The 15,798-nt window shown below is 63.2% G+C and carries 14 protein-coding genes and 1 pseudogene; 9 read left to right on the top strand and 6 right to left on the bottom strand.

From position 1 onward, the window contains the following. Positions 1–111: 111 nt before the first annotated feature. Positions 112–630 carry a DUF3280 domain-containing protein gene (locus ACVW1B_RS22390; RefSeq protein WP_456780093.1) on the top strand — a complete coding sequence of 173 codons (519 nt, stop codon included), beginning with the start codon at positions 112–114 and terminating at the stop codon, positions 628–630. Between the two features lie 179 nt (positions 631–809). Here the strand turns inward: ACVW1B_RS22390 and fghA are convergent, their stop codons facing one another. Beyond that, positions 810–1,649, bottom strand: coding sequence for an S-formylglutathione hydrolase (fghA, locus tag ACVW1B_RS22385; RefSeq protein WP_141339819.1), 840 nt, complete (start codon positions 1,647–1,649; stop codon positions 810–812). Between the two features lie 30 nt (positions 1,650–1,679). Next, entirely contained in the window at positions 1,680–2,300 is a 621-nt protein-coding gene (locus tag ACVW1B_RS22380) for a response regulator transcription factor (protein ID WP_016847801.1), read from the bottom strand. 181 nt (positions 2,301–2,481) lie between these two features. Between ACVW1B_RS22380 and ACVW1B_RS22375 the strand changes: the two genes are divergently transcribed. Continuing rightward, positions 2,482–3,846 carry a histidine kinase gene (locus ACVW1B_RS22375; RefSeq protein ID WP_456822268.1) on the top strand — a complete coding sequence of 455 codons (1,365 nt, stop codon included), beginning with the start codon at positions 2,482–2,484 and terminating at the stop codon, positions 3,844–3,846. Here the strand turns inward: ACVW1B_RS22375 and ACVW1B_RS22370 are convergent. Together ACVW1B_RS22370 and ACVW1B_RS22365 are read right to left on the bottom strand one after the other, a co-directional pair. After that, positions 3,843–4,277 carry a YkvA family protein gene (locus ACVW1B_RS22370; protein ID WP_456822267.1) on the bottom strand — a complete coding sequence of 145 codons (435 nt, stop codon included), beginning with the start codon at positions 4,275–4,277 and terminating at the stop codon, positions 3,843–3,845. The two genes, ACVW1B_RS22375 and ACVW1B_RS22370, sit on opposite strands and share 4 nt — an antisense overlap. Positions 4,278–4,307: 30 nt before the next feature. Then, a complete protein-coding gene (locus ACVW1B_RS22365; RefSeq protein ID WP_016847804.1) occupies positions 4,308–5,282 on the bottom strand; it encodes a helix-turn-helix domain-containing protein in 975 nt (324 codons plus the stop codon). Positions 5,283–5,702: 420 nt separating this feature from the next. Here ACVW1B_RS22365 and xoxF5 point away from each other — a divergent pair, with 420 nt between their 5' ends. The 7 genes and pseudogenes from xoxF5 to ACVW1B_RS22330 form a co-directional block, all read left to right on the top strand. Continuing rightward, positions 5,703–7,508 carry a lanthanide-dependent methanol dehydrogenase XoxF5 gene (xoxF5, locus tag ACVW1B_RS22360; RefSeq protein WP_092082995.1) on the top strand — a complete coding sequence of 602 codons (1,806 nt, stop codon included), beginning with the start codon at positions 5,703–5,705 and terminating at the stop codon, positions 7,506–7,508. Positions 7,509–7,631: 123 nt separating this feature from the next. After that, entirely contained in the window at positions 7,632–8,114 is a 483-nt protein-coding gene (locus ACVW1B_RS22355; protein ID WP_456823061.1) for a c-type cytochrome, methanol metabolism-related, read from the top strand. Between the two features lie 50 nt (positions 8,115–8,164). Continuing rightward, positions 8,165–9,274 (top strand): S-(hydroxymethyl)glutathione dehydrogenase/class III alcohol dehydrogenase, encoded by a 1,110-nt coding sequence (locus ACVW1B_RS22350; RefSeq protein WP_026193090.1) that lies wholly within the window; start codon positions 8,165–8,167, stop codon positions 9,272–9,274. A 33-nt stretch (positions 9,275–9,307) separates the two neighbouring features. After that, positions 9,308–9,871 (top strand): S-(hydroxymethyl)glutathione synthase, encoded by a 564-nt coding sequence (gene gfa, locus ACVW1B_RS22345; RefSeq protein WP_016847312.1) that lies wholly within the window; start codon positions 9,308–9,310, stop codon positions 9,869–9,871. A 137-nt stretch (positions 9,872–10,008) separates the two neighbouring features. Beyond that, complete coding sequence (locus ACVW1B_RS22340) at positions 10,009–10,962, top strand: hypothetical protein (protein WP_456822266.1); 954 nt, start codon at positions 10,009–10,011, stop codon at positions 10,960–10,962. 306 nt (positions 10,963–11,268) lie between these two features. Then, positions 11,269–12,408, top strand: a complete 1,140-nt coding sequence (locus tag ACVW1B_RS22335) for an epoxide hydrolase family protein (RefSeq protein WP_456822265.1) — start codon at positions 11,269–11,271, stop codon at positions 12,406–12,408. 39 nt (positions 12,409–12,447) lie between these two features. Further along, positions 12,448–14,013, top strand: a pseudogene (locus ACVW1B_RS22330) (metallophosphoesterase family protein); the annotation flags it as partial. Between the two features lie 177 nt (positions 14,014–14,190). Here the strand turns inward: ACVW1B_RS22330 and ACVW1B_RS22325 are convergent. Both ACVW1B_RS22325 and ACVW1B_RS22320 read right to left on the bottom strand, forming a co-directional pair. Continuing rightward, positions 14,191–15,225, bottom strand: coding sequence for an AI-2E family transporter (locus tag ACVW1B_RS22325; protein WP_253609936.1), 1,035 nt, complete (start codon positions 15,223–15,225; stop codon positions 14,191–14,193). Between the two features lie 85 nt (positions 15,226–15,310). Then, on the bottom strand, positions 15,311–15,775 hold the full coding sequence (locus ACVW1B_RS22320) for a GNAT family N-acetyltransferase (RefSeq protein ID WP_253607707.1): 465 nt from the start codon (positions 15,773–15,775) through the stop codon (positions 15,311–15,313). Positions 15,776–15,798: the final 23 nt, after the last annotated feature.

Here is a 15,798-nt window from a genome sequence, read left to right as displayed (position 1 = left end):
GTTCGGAAATCCGGCTTCCATGCTGTTGACTTGCAAGATGCCGGAATTGGCCTAGCTTGCAACCCCGCTTTTTGTCGTTGCGACGTTACAAACTACGATTGGTTCACAATCATGAGATCAGCGTTTGCCTTCGCCGTTTCTTTGCTGGTGGTGTCTTCGGCGGCAGCGCGCGCGGAGCCGCCCAAGCTCGCGGTGTTCGACCTCGAGATGATCGACACGAGCCTGCAGGGGGAAGTGAGCGGGCCACGCAGTGATGAGCAGGCGCGGCTGCTCCGGGCCGGCGATCAGGTGCGCAAGGAGCTCGCGGACTCCGGCAAGTTCCGCGTGCTCGACATCGCGCCGGTCAATGCTGCGGCGCATGGCAGCAATCTTCAGGCCTGCGGCGGCTGCGATGTGAAGCTGGCCGGCGAACTGGGCGCTGATCTCGTGATGACGGGCGTGGTGCAGAAGGTCTCCAACCTCATCCTCAACATCAATCTCTATTTGCGCGACGTCCACAGCGGGCAATTGCTGGCGGCGGCGAGCGCCGACATGCGCGGCAACACCGACGAATCCTGGTCGCGCGCCACCGACTACCTCGTGCGCAACCGCCTGCTCGCGCCGAACTACGGCGCGCCGCAAGCGCGGTAGCCTGCGCTCACGAATGGACTGCAGTCATCCTGAGGTGCGAGCCTTGCGGCGCAATTGCGCCGCTGGGCGAACTTCGAAGGATGAATCGGCCCGGTTACAGCCACACGTAGAAATTCGGGACGTGCATCCTTCGAGACGGCCGCTTCGCGGCCTCCTCAGGATGACGGACTGCGTGACGCTCAGGCCTTCAGCCGCGCGGCGTGCCAGCGCAGATGATCGGCCATGAAGGTCGAGATGAAGTAGTAGCTGTGGTCATAGCCCGGCTGACGCCGCAGGGTGAGGGGGATGTTGGCCTTCTCGCAGGCGGCCTTCAGGAGTTCGGGCCGCAGCTGCTCGGTGAGAAAGCCGTCGGCATCGCCGTAGTCGACCAGCAGATCGGAGAAGCGGGCACCGTCCTCGATCAGGGCGACGGCGTCATGCTTGCGCCACGCCTGCTTGTTGCTGCCGAGATAGCCGCCGAGCGCCTTGTTGCCCCATGGCACCTGCGACGGCGCCACGATCGGCGCAAACGCGCTCGCCGCGCGATAACGATCGGGATAGCGCAGCGCGACCGTCAGCGCGCCATGGCCGCCCATGGAATGACCAAGGATGGATTGCCGCGTTGTGTCGACCGGGAACTGCTCGGCGATCAGCTTCGGCAATTCCTCGGTGACGTAGCTCCACATCCGGTAATTGGTCGCGAACGGCTGCTCCGTCGCATCGACATAGAAGCCGGCGCCGAGACCGAAATCGTAGGAGTTGGCGGGATCGCCGGGGACGCCTTCGCCGCGCGGGCTGGTGTCGGGCGCGACGAAGATCAGGCCGAGCTCGGCGCATGCCTGGCGGAATTCGCCCTTCTCGGTGACGTTGGCGTGGGTGCAAGTCAGGCCCGACAGGTAGGTGACGACGGGCAGCTTGGCGCCGGCCGCATGTTCAGGGACGAACACCGAAAAGGTCATGTCGGTCTTGGTCTCGCGGCTTGGATGCCGATAGACGCCTTGCGTGCCGCCATGCGACTTGTTCTGGGAAACCGTCTGCATTGTCGTATTCCTCTTGGTTGGAGCGCTGCGTCAGGCGACGCCGCTCTCGATCGCCAGCCGCACCAGCTCTGCCGAAGTGCGCACGCCAAGCTTCTGGCGCATGATCGATGACGTGTTTGCGACCGTCTTGTATGATGAATGCACCAGCCAGGCGATCTCCGACAGGCTCTTGCCGGAGCTGAGCAGGCGCAGGATCTCCATCTCGCGTGAAGTGAGCTTGGAGAGCGGATTTTGCGCAAAGCCCGGCCGCGCAAACGCCACGTTGCGCGCGATCGCTGGCGGCAGATAGACGCCGCCATTGCCGACCTCGCGCACTGCTTCCACCAGATCGTTGGGATCGCCGGTCTTCGAAACGTAACCCTTGGCGCCGATGTCGATGGCGCGGGCGGCGAACACCGGGTCATCGTTCATGCTGAACATGATGAGGCGCGCAGACGCATCATGCGTCAGGATGCGGCGCGCCAGCTCGAAGCCGGAGACCGTCGGCAGGTTGATGTCGATCACGCAGAGATCGGGCTTCTCCGCGACGAACGCCCGTTCGCCGCTTTCGGCATCCGCCGCTTCCAGCAGCGTGATCTCGGGATCGTCGGCGAACACGGTGCGGCAACCGGAGGCAACGATGGGATGATCATCAACGATCAGAATGCGCATGGCGTTGTTCCGGCGACCTGCTTCGATTCACTCATCATCACGTCGGTTTGCGCGAAGGACAGGTCGGTTCCGACCGGTTGTGCACCTCGTGCGGGATTGCGATAGGGTGCGATTAGATAGCCGGGCAAATTTGGCTGTCAACGATCCTCTCGGAGGAGGGATCGCGGTCGGGGGCAACGTCATGTGGCAAAAGCTATCTTTGCGCGCGCGGATCAACCTGCTGCTGGCGCTGATCCTGGCGCTTGGCCTCGGCATCAATATTGCGCGGCTCGTGCTGGAAGCGGGGCCGCGTGTCCAGGCCGAGGACCAGAGCGTGATCCGTCTGGCGCGTGAATTCGTTGCGACGATCGTGGCCGGTCTCGACGAGGCGCCGGATCCCGATGCGCGGCTCGATCAGATCGTCCAGGACCTGAGCCGGCTGCGTCACGTCAGCATCACGCGGCAGGATGGCGCGACCGCAAGATCTCCTGATCGCCCCGAGGACGTCGGCGATCAACGCGCTCCGCCGCAGTGGTTCGTCGCGCTGGTTCATCCCGAGCAGACCTCGGTGCGGGTGCCGATCTCGGTGCACGGCAAGCCGCAATCGCTGGTCATCACCTCGCATCCCGACGACGAAGTCGCCGAGATCTGGGACGGCATCGTCACCCAGATCGAGGTCGGCTCCGCGATCACGGTCGCGCTGCTTCTGGTCACCATGCTGGTGGTCGGCCGCGCGCTGGCGCCACTGGAGGCACTGTCGCAGGCCATGACCGGCATCGAGGCCGGGGATTACGATGCCCGCGTCGAGCCCGGCGGATCGCCGGAATTGGCCGCCATCTGTGCCAAACTGAACCATCTGGCGGCGACCCTTGGCGATGCCGTCGAGGGCAAGCGGCAGCTCGCCGAGCGCGCGGTCTCGCTGCAGGATTCCGAGCGCAAGGAGATCGCGCGCGAATTGCACGATGAGTTCGGGCCCTATCTGTTTGCCTTGCGCGCGCATGCCGGCGCGCTGACCCGGCTGGCGGAAGTCGAAAAGCCGGACCCTGCGGCATTGCGCAAGCACGGCAACGCCATCCTCGAGCAGGTCAACGCGCTCCAGCAGTTCACGCGCCGGATTCTTGAGCGATTGCGGCCGGTCGGCCTGGCCGAGCTCGGGCTTGCGGAAGCGCTCGGCGCGCTGGTGCGGCTATGGAGCGAAACGCACCCGGAGGTGAAGATCGAGAGCCGCATCTCGCCGGCGCTCGGCGATACCGGCGAGATGGCCGACCTCACGATCTATCGCATCGTCCAGGAGGCGCTCACCAACGTGTTCCGCCATGCCGGCGCGACCGCGGTCGATATCACGGTCGAACCGGCGGAATGCCAGGCCGGCCTGCGCGGCAGCCGCGACTGCGCGCTCGTGCGGGTTCGCGACAATGGCCGCGGCCTGCTGAGGGATCACAGGCTTGGCCGCGGTTTGACCGGGATGCAGGAGCGGATCCTCGCGCTTGGCGGCACGCTTAACATCAATTCCAGCGATGATGGCGTGACGGTCGAGGCGCTCGTGCCAAAGGCCGCACGGTCCTAGACGATTGGCTGTCGCCAATATCTGAAAGCCGCCCAAGCCAGCGCCGCCGCGCCGGCGATCCAGAGCACGACGATCGCGATCATTCCCGCCCGGCTGGTCGGACGCTGCAAGACGGCGCCGGCCTTGGTACGGCATTCCGCCATCACCTCGTCCGGCACGAGCGAGATCGCAAGCCAGATGCCGAGCGGCAGCAGGATCAGATCGTCGAGATAGCCGATCACCGGAATGAAATCCGGGATCAGATCGATGGGAGACAGCGCATAGGCCGTGACGGCGACGGCAAGGGCCTTGGCATACCAGGGCACGCGCGGATCACGCGATGCGAGATACAGCGCAACGCTGTCCCGCTTGAGGTTGCGCGCCCAAACCTTGATCGAGGACAGCTTGATTGAGGACAACTTGGTTGGAGAAAGTCTGTCGGCGGACGGCATGGCGCAACGCCTGCACGTCGGATGGAACCGCTATTCCAGCACCACATCGGCCGGCATACCGCCGTGCAGGCCCTTGTGGACGGAGGAGGGCGCGATGCCGAAATACTTCCGGAAGACGCGGCTGAAATGCGACGAGCTCGAGAAGCCCCAGGAGAACGCGACGTCGGTGATGGTCTTGCCGTTCTGGGACTCCAGCTCCTGCCGGCAGTTCTGCAGCCGGGCCTTCCAGATGTAGTCGCTGACCGTCATGCCGCGATCGCTGAACAGCATGTGCAGATAGCGCTTCGAGCAGCCGAGCGCCGCGGAAATGCGGTCGATGCAGAGATCCGGATCGCGCAGATGCTCGCGGATGAAGCCCTGGGCCCGCACATAGGTGGCCTCGGCGCTGCCGCGGTCGAACATGGCGCCGGTCTCGCGCAGCGGCAACAGCAGCAAGTCGATCAGCGCATCAGCCACGCCGACGGCGTTGACCGGCGTCAGCGTCGGTGCCTCGCCGAAGGCGGCATGGACGAAATCATAGGCGATGCGGCCGGTGCCGTTGCGCGCCGACAGCTTGCACGGCGCCATCTTGGAGAGCTGGAAGCCGCGCTCCTTGAGCAGGTCCTTTGGAACGATGACGACCTCGTGCCGCGTCAGCGACGGGCTGATGATGGTGTGCGGACACGACACGTCGTAGGCGAAGCAGTCGCCCGGCATGATGTCGAAGTGCAGGCCGTCTTGCTCGAAATGCGAGACGCCGTGGGTCTGGAACACGATCTTGATATAGGGGTGCTCGCTCAGCTTGATGCGCGAGATGGTATGCGCGATCCGGTGCTGGCTTGCCTCGATCTGACACAGCTTCAGGCGCGATACCGTCGTGAAATTGACCCGGGCTTCGAGCGAGGATCCTTCCAGCGCATCGACGTCGAACTGGCCGCAAAGGTCAGTGAGCGCATCCGACCAGCGCTGAATCTGCCGCTTGGGCGTCAATCCGTTCGTGCTGAGAGAATGGACTGTATCGGACATCTTTCCAGCCACCGATTCGATCCCCACGTGACTGCTCACCGAGCTTAAGTCTGGCCCGAGATGATGCGCCTTCTCCCTGATTCTGAATAGCTTAGGGAGGCGGCGGGATTTCTTCCCGGTTAATGTCGGGTGATCCTCCGACTTAGTTCTAGGCTCGTCAAGCGCAACCTTAGCACGCGTCAATCTGGCATCCGGATCGCGCCGGCCGCGATTGATGCCCTGCAACATGAAGCAAGCTTTCCAGCCAAATCAGGGCCGGGCGACAAAAATCTGACGAAGCTTCGCTTTTGAGCAAACGGCTCTTCTCTTTTGGGCAAGTCAGCGCGCTTCGAGAGGACTACGACTGGGGCACCAAAATGGAAGAAGTGGGGCCGTTTCGGCGGAAACCCTTGAGCTCTTGAACCTGGGAGGAAATCCACGATGCGCAAGATGCTTTACGCGACCGGCCTTGGGGCAATGGCGGTATTTGCCGCCGGAGCGGCCAACGCCAATGACGAACTCCACAAGATGTCGCAGAACCCGAAAGACTGGGTGATGCCGGCCGGAGACTACGCCAATCAGCGTTACTCCAAGCTGAATCAGATCAACGCCTCGAACGTCGGAAAGTTGCAGGTCGCCTGGACGTTTTCGACCGGCGTGCTGCGCGGCCACGAGGGTGGCCCGCTGATCATCGGCAACATCATGTACGTCCACACCCCGTTCCCAAACAAGGTCTATGCTCTTGACCTTTCGCAGGACAACAAGATCGTCTGGAAGTACGAACCGAAGCAGGATCCGAACGTCATTCCGGTGATGTGCTGCGACACGGTCAACCGCGGCGTTGCCTATGGCGACGGCAAGATCTTCCTGCACCAGGCCGACACCACGCTGGTGGCGCTCGATGCCAAGACCGGCAAGGTGGAATGGACGGTGAAGAACGGCGATCCCAGCAAGGGCTCGACCGGTACCTCCGCGCCGCTGGTGGTCAAGGACAAGGTGCTGCTCGGCATCTCCGGCGGCGAGTTCGGCGTCCAGGCTCATGTGACCGCTTACGACATCAAGACCGGCAAGCAGGTCTGGCGCGGCTTCTCGGAAGGCCCGGATGACCAGCTCCTGGTCGACGACAAGACCACCGAGCTCGGCAAGCCGATCGGCAAGGATTCGAGCTTGAAGACCTGGCAGGGCGATCAGTGGAAGATCGGCGGCGGCGCGACCTGGGGCTGGATCTCCTACGATCCCGAACTGAACCTCGTCTATTACGGGTCGGGCAATCCCTCGACCTGGAATCCGAAGCAGCGTCCCGGCGACAACAAGTGGTCGATGACGATCTGGGCGCGTAACCCGGATACCGGCGTCGCCAAGTGGGTCTACCAGATGACGCCCCATGACGAATGGGACTATGACGGCGTCAACGAGATGATCCTCTCGGATCAGACGATCGACGGCAAGGCGCGCAAGCTGCTGACGCATTTCGATCGCAACGGCCTCGGCTACACGCTCGATCGCACCACCGGCGAACTGCTGGTCGCCGAGAAGTACGATCCGAAGGTGAACTGGACCTCCGGCGTCGACATGAAGAAGGACTCGCCGACCTATGGTCGTCCGAAGGTTCTTGACGCAGCGTCGACCGACAAGGCGGGCGAGGACGTCAACGTGAAGGGCATCTGCCCGGCAGCGCTCGGCTCGAAGGACGAGCAGCCGGCAGCCTACTCGCCGGACACGCAGCTGTTCTACGTGCCGACCAACCACGTCTGCATGGACTACGAGCCGTTCAAGGTGAGCTACACCGCAGGTCAGCCCTATGTCGGCGCGACGCTGTCGATGTATCCGCCTCCCGGTGAGACCAACATGGGCAACTTCATCGCCTGGGACGGCAAGACCGGCAAGATCGTGTGGTCGAACAAGGAGCAGTTCTCGGTCTGGTCGGGTGCGCTCGCGACCGCCGGTGGCGTGGTGTTCTACGGCACGCTGGAAGGCTACCTGAAGGCTGTCGACGCCAAGACGGGCAAGGAGCTCTACAAGTTCAAGACCCCGTCCGGCATCATCGGCAACGTCACCACCTATGAGCATGCCGGCAAGCAGTACGTCGCCATTCTGTCGGGTGTTGGCGGTTGGGCAGGCATCGGCCTCGCGGCTGGTCTGACTGATCCGACGGCCGGTCTCGGTGCAGTCGGCGGCTATGCCGCGCTGAGCAACTACACTGCGCTTGGCGGAACGCTCACTGTGTTCTCGCTGCCGCAGCAGTGAGCTGAGCAACCTCGTTCCGGCGCATGGAGCGATCTCCATGCGCCGGTCCGTCTTCAATCTGCACGCGAGGATATGCTTTTGCGTAAGATCTGGTTTGTGAGTGCTGCGATCTTTGTCGTGGCAATGGGTGGAGTTGCCTCCGCCGAGGACGCTGGCGACCCGACCGCCGTCAAGTCCGAGGACGGCAAGTATCTCGACAAGGATGGAAACCCGACGTTCAAGGTGACATCCGACGGCACGACGGACTGGTACACCTACTCCGGCTATCGCCGCTATCATTCGGAGTGCCATGTCTGCCACGGCCCCGACGGCATGGGATCGACCTATGCTCCGGCGCTGGCGAATTCGCTGAAGACCATGAGCTACGCGGATTTCATGGGCGTGGTCGCGAGCGGACGCAAGAACGTTTCCACGGCGCAGGAGAACGTGATGCCGGCGTTCGGCGATAACCCCAACGTTGCCTGCTACATGGACGACCTCTATGTCTACCTGCGCGCCCGCGCCAATGACGCGGTTGGGCGTGTTCGGCCGGCCAAGCACGAAGATAAGTCGGAAGCGTATGGAAAGGCGGAAGACGCCTGCATGGGTCACAACGACAAGAAGTGAGCCTGTCCGGTGCGAACGAGAAACCTGTTTGACGTTTTGTGGAGACCAAGATGAAGACCCGCGCCGCAGTCGCATTTGAAGCAAAGAAGCCGCTTGAGATCGTCGAGCTCGATCTGGAGGGCCCCAAGGCCGGCGAGGTCCTGGTCGAGATCAAGGCGACGGGCATCTGTCACACCGATGCCTACACGCTCGACGGCTTCGACAGCGAGGGCATCTTTCCCTCGATCCTCGGGCACGAAGGTGCGGGCATCGTTCGCGAGGTCGGCGCCGGCGTGACGTCGGTCAAGCCGGGCGATCATGTGATCCCGCTCTACACGCCGGAATGCCGGCAGTGCAAAAGCTGCCTGAGCCAGAAGACCAATCTCTGCACCGCGATCCGCGCCACCCAGGGCAAGGGCGTGATGCCCGACGGCACCTCGCGCTTCAGCTACAAGGGCAAGACGGTCTTCCACTATATGGGCTGCTCGACCTTCTCGAACTTCACCGTGCTGCCCGAGATCGCGGTGGCCAAGATTCGCGAGGACGCGCCGTTCGACAAGAGCTGCTACATCGGCTGCGGCGTCACCACCGGTGTCGGCGCGGTCGTCAACACCGCCAAGGTGACGCCGGGCTCCAACGTGGTGGTGTTCGGCCTCGGCGGCATCGGCCTCAACGTGATCCAGGGCGCCAAGATGGTCGGCGCCGACAAGATCATCGGCGTCGATATCAATGACTCCAAGGAAGCCTGGGGCAAGCAGTTCGGCATGACGCATTTCGTCAACCCGACCAAGGTTTCCGGCGACATCGTCCAGCACCTGGTGGGCCTGACCGATGGCGGTGCCGACTACACCTTCGACTGCACCGGCAACACCAACGTGATGCGGCAGGCGCTGGAAGCCTGCCATCGCGGCTGGGGCGTCTCGGTGGTGATCGGTGTCGCGGAGTCCGGCAAGGAGATCGCGACCCGGCCGTTCCAGCTCGTCACCGGACGGGTCTGGAAGGGCACGGCCTTCGGCGGCGCACGCGGCCGCACCGACGTGCCGAAGATCGTCGACTGGTACATGGGCGGAAAGATCCAGATCGATCCGATGATCACCCACGTGCTGAAACTCGACGAGATCAACAAGGGCTTCGACCTGATGCACGAGGGAAAATCGATCCGTTCGGTCGTCGTATTCTGAAATCACAACACCAAGCACTAGGAGGATAGGTCAATGACTGTTCATATCCACCCGTCGGTCGACAATGGCGTCAAGCAAGGCTCCGGCAGCTTTGCCGGCGGCACGCTGGTCTGCAAATGCGCGGACAAGCCGGTCAAGGTCGGCATCAAGGGCGACGTCGCCCACAACCATGCCTGCGGCTGCACCAAGTGCTGGAAGCCTTCGGGCGCCACCTTCTCGGTGGTCGCGGTGGTGCCGCGCGAGAATGTCACCGTGCTGGAGAACGGCGACAAGCTGAAGATCGTCGATGCCGCGGCGGTGATCCAGCGCCATGCCTGCACGGGATGCGGCACCCACATGTACGGCCGGATCGAGAACAAGGGCCATCCGTTCTATGGCCTCGACTTCATCCATCCCGAGCTGTTCCAGGAGTCCGGCTCGGCTGCGCCCGGATTTGCCGCCTTCGTGTCGTCGGTGATCGAGTCCGGCGTCAAGCCGGCCGATATGGCCGGGATCAGGTCGCGGCTCAAGGAGCTTGGGCTCGAGCCCTATGACTGCTTGTCGCCGCCGCTGATGGATGCGATCGCTACCCACGTGGCGAAGTCCAAGGCGGCCTGACGACGGCACCGTGACAAAGGCGGCCTGACTGACTCGCCTTGACGAGATCCTGCGCCGGCAGAGGGTCTGCCGGCGAGGGATATGCTGGTAGTACCCGTGACCTTGAACCTTGCATGCCCTGCGGACGACCACAGGGCATGCATTTTATCTTCCGCTTTGCCCTCGTCCTTTCCCCGATCCTGCTGCTTTCGCCGGCCCGCGCCGCGTCGCAGGAAGACCGCTATATCGCCGCGCGTGACGCCGCGATCGCCAAATTCGCCAAGCTGTCGAACGACAACAAGATCAATGAGGTCGTCGACAAGGCCGAGGCAGCCGCGCGCGACGAGCTGAAGGGGCAGCTGACGGCCATCCTGTCACAGCCCGCCCGGCCGGGCTTTGCTCCCGCCCAGCTCAACCTCGACACTCTATACAAGGGCGATACGGGGTTCGGCATGCTGGACGGCCTGCGCTTCGATGCCGACACCGGCAGGGACGGGGCAAAGATCGGAGAAAAACGCGCCGACGGCAGCTTCGTCGAGCCGAAAGCCCATATCATCGTCACCACCGAGCCTCTATTCACGCGCTGGCTGCACGAACACAAGACCTGGTGGGACAAGGGCAGCAAGAACGTGCCGCAGCAGGTCGATGCCGCCCTGAAGTTCGAGGGCCTCTACACCCAGGCGATCTCGACCGATGCCGCGGTGGTCAATTTCGACGACCTGCCGATCGCCAAGCCGGCGTCGGCCACCCTGGCTTACGGCTTCCTGGCCGGCCGCACCCAGGATTCGTTCCCCGACAAGGCCGACGAGGCGTTCGTGGCGGCGCTCGCCGGCGGCAAGATGTATGTCGCCTATGGCGAGATCGAGCCGGCGGTGGAAGTGCCGGCCTGCACCGCGATCCGCACAGACTACAACAAGAAGGCCGATGCGGCGGCCGAGAGGCTCGAGCGCAAGCAGATCACCCGGCAGGCCTATGACAAGCTCGGCGACCTGCGCCAGCAGGGCGAGGATGCGTTCAAGCGCTGCTTCACCGAGCGCGCGCCGCAACAGCCGGCCTTCGCCGCGGCCACCAGGCAGGCCCAGGCGCTGCTCGAGGCGGCGATCGGCAAATAGCTCAGCGAGCTATTGACCAGCGGCAATCCCGACTTCAACACGGCATCTTGTCTGTCATGGATGCCAATCAGATAGATTGTCACAACGAGCTCCGTCCTCTGCGACATCAGCGCTTCGATCGCCTGCGCGTGATGTCGATCTATTGTGGCCGATGTCTTAGCAAGATCGCGGTGCCGATGGTTCTTGTCGTCAGATTTCGCGGCTAGTCGTGCAGGGTTCGTGCAGGCGAGGTTTGCGGCGCGGGGTTTGATCGGCGACCCGCGCCAGCCTATCTTCCCCGAAAGTTCAGCATCCCGGGGAGACGCCATGACCGCCATCAGCCCGTTCCGCATCGCCGTCAGCGACGATGCCCTCGAGGATCTGCGTAGTCGGCTGCGCCGGACCCGCTGGCCGGAAGCCGAGCTGGTCGACGACTGGAGCCAGGGCGCGCCGCTGCAATGGATCAAGGACGTCTGCCATTATTGGGCCGAGACCTATGACTGGCGGCAGCGCGAGGCGCGGCTCAACCGCTTCAGCCAGTTCACCACCGAAATCGACGGGCTCGACATCCACTTCATTCATGTCCGCTCGAAGCATCCGGAGGCGCGGCCCTTGATCATCACCCATGGCTGGCCGGGATCGGTGGTCGAATTCCACAAGGTGATCGAGCCGCTGACCGATCCCGTGGCCCATGGCAGCCGCGCGGCCGATGCCTTCCACGTGGTGTGCCCGTCATTGCCGGGCTTCGGCTTCTCGGCCAAGCCTATCGCCACCGGCTGGGGCGTCGACCGGATCGCCAAATCCTGGGCCGTCCTGATGCAGCGGCTCGGCTACGCCAACTATTTCGCGCAAGGCGGCGACTGGGGCTCCGCGGTCACAACCGCGATCGGCGGACAGGATGCTGCGCATTGCGCCGGCATTCACATCACGCTTGCGATGTCGACCCGGCCCAATGTCGAGGGGCAGCCGACGCCGGAGGAGACGAGGGCGCTCAACGGCATCAAATATTATGCCGACTGGGATTCCGGCTATTCCAAGCAGCAGTCCACCCGGCCGCAGACGCTAGGCTATGGCCTGACGGATTCCCCGAGCGGGCAAGCGGCCTGGATCCTGGAAAAATTCTGGGCCTGGACCGATTGCGACGGCCATCCGGAAAACATCCTCAGCCGCGACGAACTGCTCGACAACGTCATGCTGTACTGGGTCACCGCGACGGCTGCGTCATCGGCGCGGCTCTATTGGGAAAGCTTTGGGCCGGGCAAGCGAACCCCGCACAAGGTGGGAGTGCCGACCGGCGTTGCCGTGTTTCCCAAGGAGATCGTCACGCCGGTTCGCAAATGGATGGAGACAAACTTCACCAACATCCAGCACTGGAGCGAGATGCCGAAAGGGGGACATTTCTCGGCATTCGAGCAGCCCGAGCTGTTCGTCGGCGAGGTGCGCGAGTTCTTCGGGAAGCTGCGCTAAGCCTGACGCGTATGTTGGTCTGAAGCGGTTTGTGACAGAATGCGCCGTGCAACGGAGGACGTCGGCGTGCTGCTTGATCCCCGCCGCGGCGACTTTGAGGACAATGCGGCCAGCCCGGAACAGCGTTCGTTGTTCGCGATCCTGGGTAGCCTTCTGGTTGAGATAAGCCCGGCGAAACTGTTGTTCGCCTGGACGGTTTCGCTTCTGCTTCCGGGCGTGCTGCTCGGCCTTGCGCCACTGGTCGCATCCGCCTGGATTTCGAGCCTTTCGCAACACGCTCTTGCCCTGTCCGAAGTGGGCGCCGTGCTGGCGCTGGTTGTGATCGCAGCGTTGGGATGGCTCGGCGGACGACCGCTGCTTCAAATCGCGGAAACAAGCTTCTGGTCGCTGAACGCGCTCGCGGTCCAACCGAGTTATGCCTTCACACGCGAGGCGCTGGGCCATCTGGCGGAGCTGCTTTGGCGCACCGGCGCGACTCCTGCCTCTCGCACGAGGCTGCGCCGCGGTTGCTCGGTCGGCGCCGGCATACTGCTCTCCGCGGGGGCGGCATTGATCGCGGCCCTGGCCTGGCCTGCCTCGCAATGGACTGCGACCGTCAATGACCTTGTTCTGGTCCATCGTCTGGTGTTGCCGACGTTCGCGAACGCCGCGGTGCTGGTGTCCTGCTATCTTGCGGTCGCGTCACTGGCCTGGAGCGTGGCCGACGCCAGTATGGAACAACCGGCCGACCTGGCCGGATTCGACGCGACTCCGTCCGGAGGCCGCTGCTGGCGCCTTGCGCATCTGTCCGATCTTCACGTGGTCGGCGAGCGGTACGGTTTCCGCATTGAAAGCGGGACCGGCGGTCCGCAGGGAAACGAGCACTTCAATCGCGTGTTGGCTCGCCTTGCCGAAATTCACAGCGTTGATCCGCTCGACCACGTGCTGATCAGCGGCGATATGACGGACGCTGGCCGGCCCGGCGAATGGGCGGAATTTCTCGATGCATTGGCAGGTCATCCCGAGCTTGCAGCACGCATCATCATGCTTCCGGGCAATCATGACGTTAACGTCGTGGATCGTGCCAATCCTGCGCGCCTCGACCTGCCGTTCAGCCCAGGCAAGCGGCTACGGCAGATGCGTACCCTGTCGGCGATCGCGGCCGTCCAGGGCGATCGCGTGCGTGTCATCGACGGTTCCGGCAAACCGTCGGCCACGCTGAACCAGGCGCTGGCCCCTTATCATGATCGGATAACACGATTTGCGCAGCACGGGGGCGTGCGCCGCGCAGCGGCGCTCCGTGGCCTGTTCGATGATCAATTCCCAATGATCCTGCCGCCGGACCAGGACGGTGGCCTCGGGATCGCCATTCTCAACTCCAACGCCGAAACCCACTTCTCCTTCACCAACGCGCTCGGTTTGGTTTCGGAAGCGCAAACGCGGCGGTTGGAGGCTGCGATCCGTCATTTTCCGACGGCATGCTGGACCATCGCGTTACATCATCACGTGATGGAATATCCCATGCCAGTGAAGACATTTGCCGAGCGCATTGGGACAGCCTTGATCAACGGCAGCTGGTTTGTACGCAGGTTGCAACGGTTTTCCGATCGCTCAGTGGTGATGCACGGTCACCGGCATATCGATTGGATCGGTACATGTGGTGCGTCGAGGATCGTCTCGGCCCCGTCGCCGGTGATGGGGGCCGACGATGAAGTCAGCTATTTCTATATCCACAAAATGATGGTCGGCCCGGACCGGAAGCTTTGCCTCACCGAGCCCGAGCGGGTTGAGATTGCCGCCAAGCTAGGACGCTTCCAGCTTATCTTCGTGCGATCCGCCACACAGATCGGCTATCCATGCGGCCGACGGACTCTCGGCACAGAAGGTCAGAATAGCGAGCGTGATCGGTACGCCGATGAAGGTCCCGAACAGGCCCCAAAGCGAGCTCCAGAAGAAGATCGCAAACAGCACCAGAAACGGCGAGATCGACAACGTCGAACCGGCCACCCGCGGTTCGATATAGCTGCCGACCACGAACTGGATGACGTTGAGACAGGCGAACACGCCGAACACCGCGGGCCAGCTCTCGAACTGTGTCATGGCCAGCAGCGTGGGGAACAGCGTCGCGATGAAAGGACCGACGAAAGGAATGTAGTTGAGGACAAAGGCGATCACGCCCCATTCGAATGCGAATGGCAGCCCGGTCACAGCGGCGAACAGGCCGACTAAGAGACCCGTCACCGCGCTCATCTGCGTCCGCACCAGCATATATTTACGAAACTTGGCGGCCGTCGCTTTGCTGCCCTTGAGCAGGACGCGCGCAGCTGTGCGATTCTCCAGCCGCTGGATTCGTCGACCAGCGTCTTCGACCTCGAGAAGTCCCAGCACGACATAGACCAGCGCGATGAGCCAGAAACTCAATGTGGTGTTGACGCGGCCCGTAACGTATTGCGTGGTACGCAGCAGCCAGCCGACATTGAAATGCTCCGCCCAGACGCCGGCGAACGAGACGCCATGGCCGTCGAGCCAGATCACCGCGGCATCGTAGAAGGCCTGATACCGCGCCGCATCCGCAATCAAGGAGCGCCCGACGCGGCCGAACCCCCATGCTGCCAGCGAGGCAAACGCGATGCAGGTGGCAACCGTAACAACGACGGTAATGGCGAGCGCGAGGAGTTTCGGCAGCCACGACTGCAGCCGTTGCTGAACGGGCCAGACGATCGCGATGATAAACAGGGCGGCCGCAAGCGGGGCGAGCACGCTGCGCGCCTGAGCCACCGCCGCAATGACCAGCACCGCGGCGATGATGCCGGTCGTGATCTTCAACCCGCCAGCCATCCTTGGGTTACCCGATCTCCGTGAACGCAGACATTGCCAGTCTGTCTCGTAGCGCGACAAGACCGGAAATGGACCTGCGGCGCAGCTACAGCAATCCTCGATAGATCCCCGGCGCGGAACCTTCGATGGCCACCGCGCCGACAGCTTTCGTATAGAAATCCGCCGGCCCGACGCCGCCGATGATGGCGTAGCCGAACCCCTGGTGCTTCATGTCCTCGAGGCAGGCGAACAGCAGCGCCTTGCCGATTCCGCCTTGCTGCGCCTTCGGCGCGACGCCGGTCGGACCGAAGAAGTTGCGACAGGCCGCGTCATGGCAGGCGAATCCGAGGATCTTCTTTTGCTGGATCGCGATGAAGCAGGAGACTGGTTGGCGGCTGAACGCGACCTCGGTTTCGCTGGCCCACGCCTCGCTGAATGTCTCCCGCACCCAGGCGACAACCTTGTGCTTTTCCGGGGCGAGCGCGCGGCGCATGATAATTCCGGCCTTGAGCAATCGATCGTAGGCGGGCCGGGAATCGGGCAGGGCGTAGAGCTTGACGAGCATGTCCATCCGGTGAGCTTAGTTGAAAACGC

This window comes from Bradyrhizobium sp. USDA 4502 (assembly GCF_054063355.1).
Note: the sequence above shows the minus strand (reverse complement) of the source record. Positions and strands in the feature narration are given on the sequence as shown.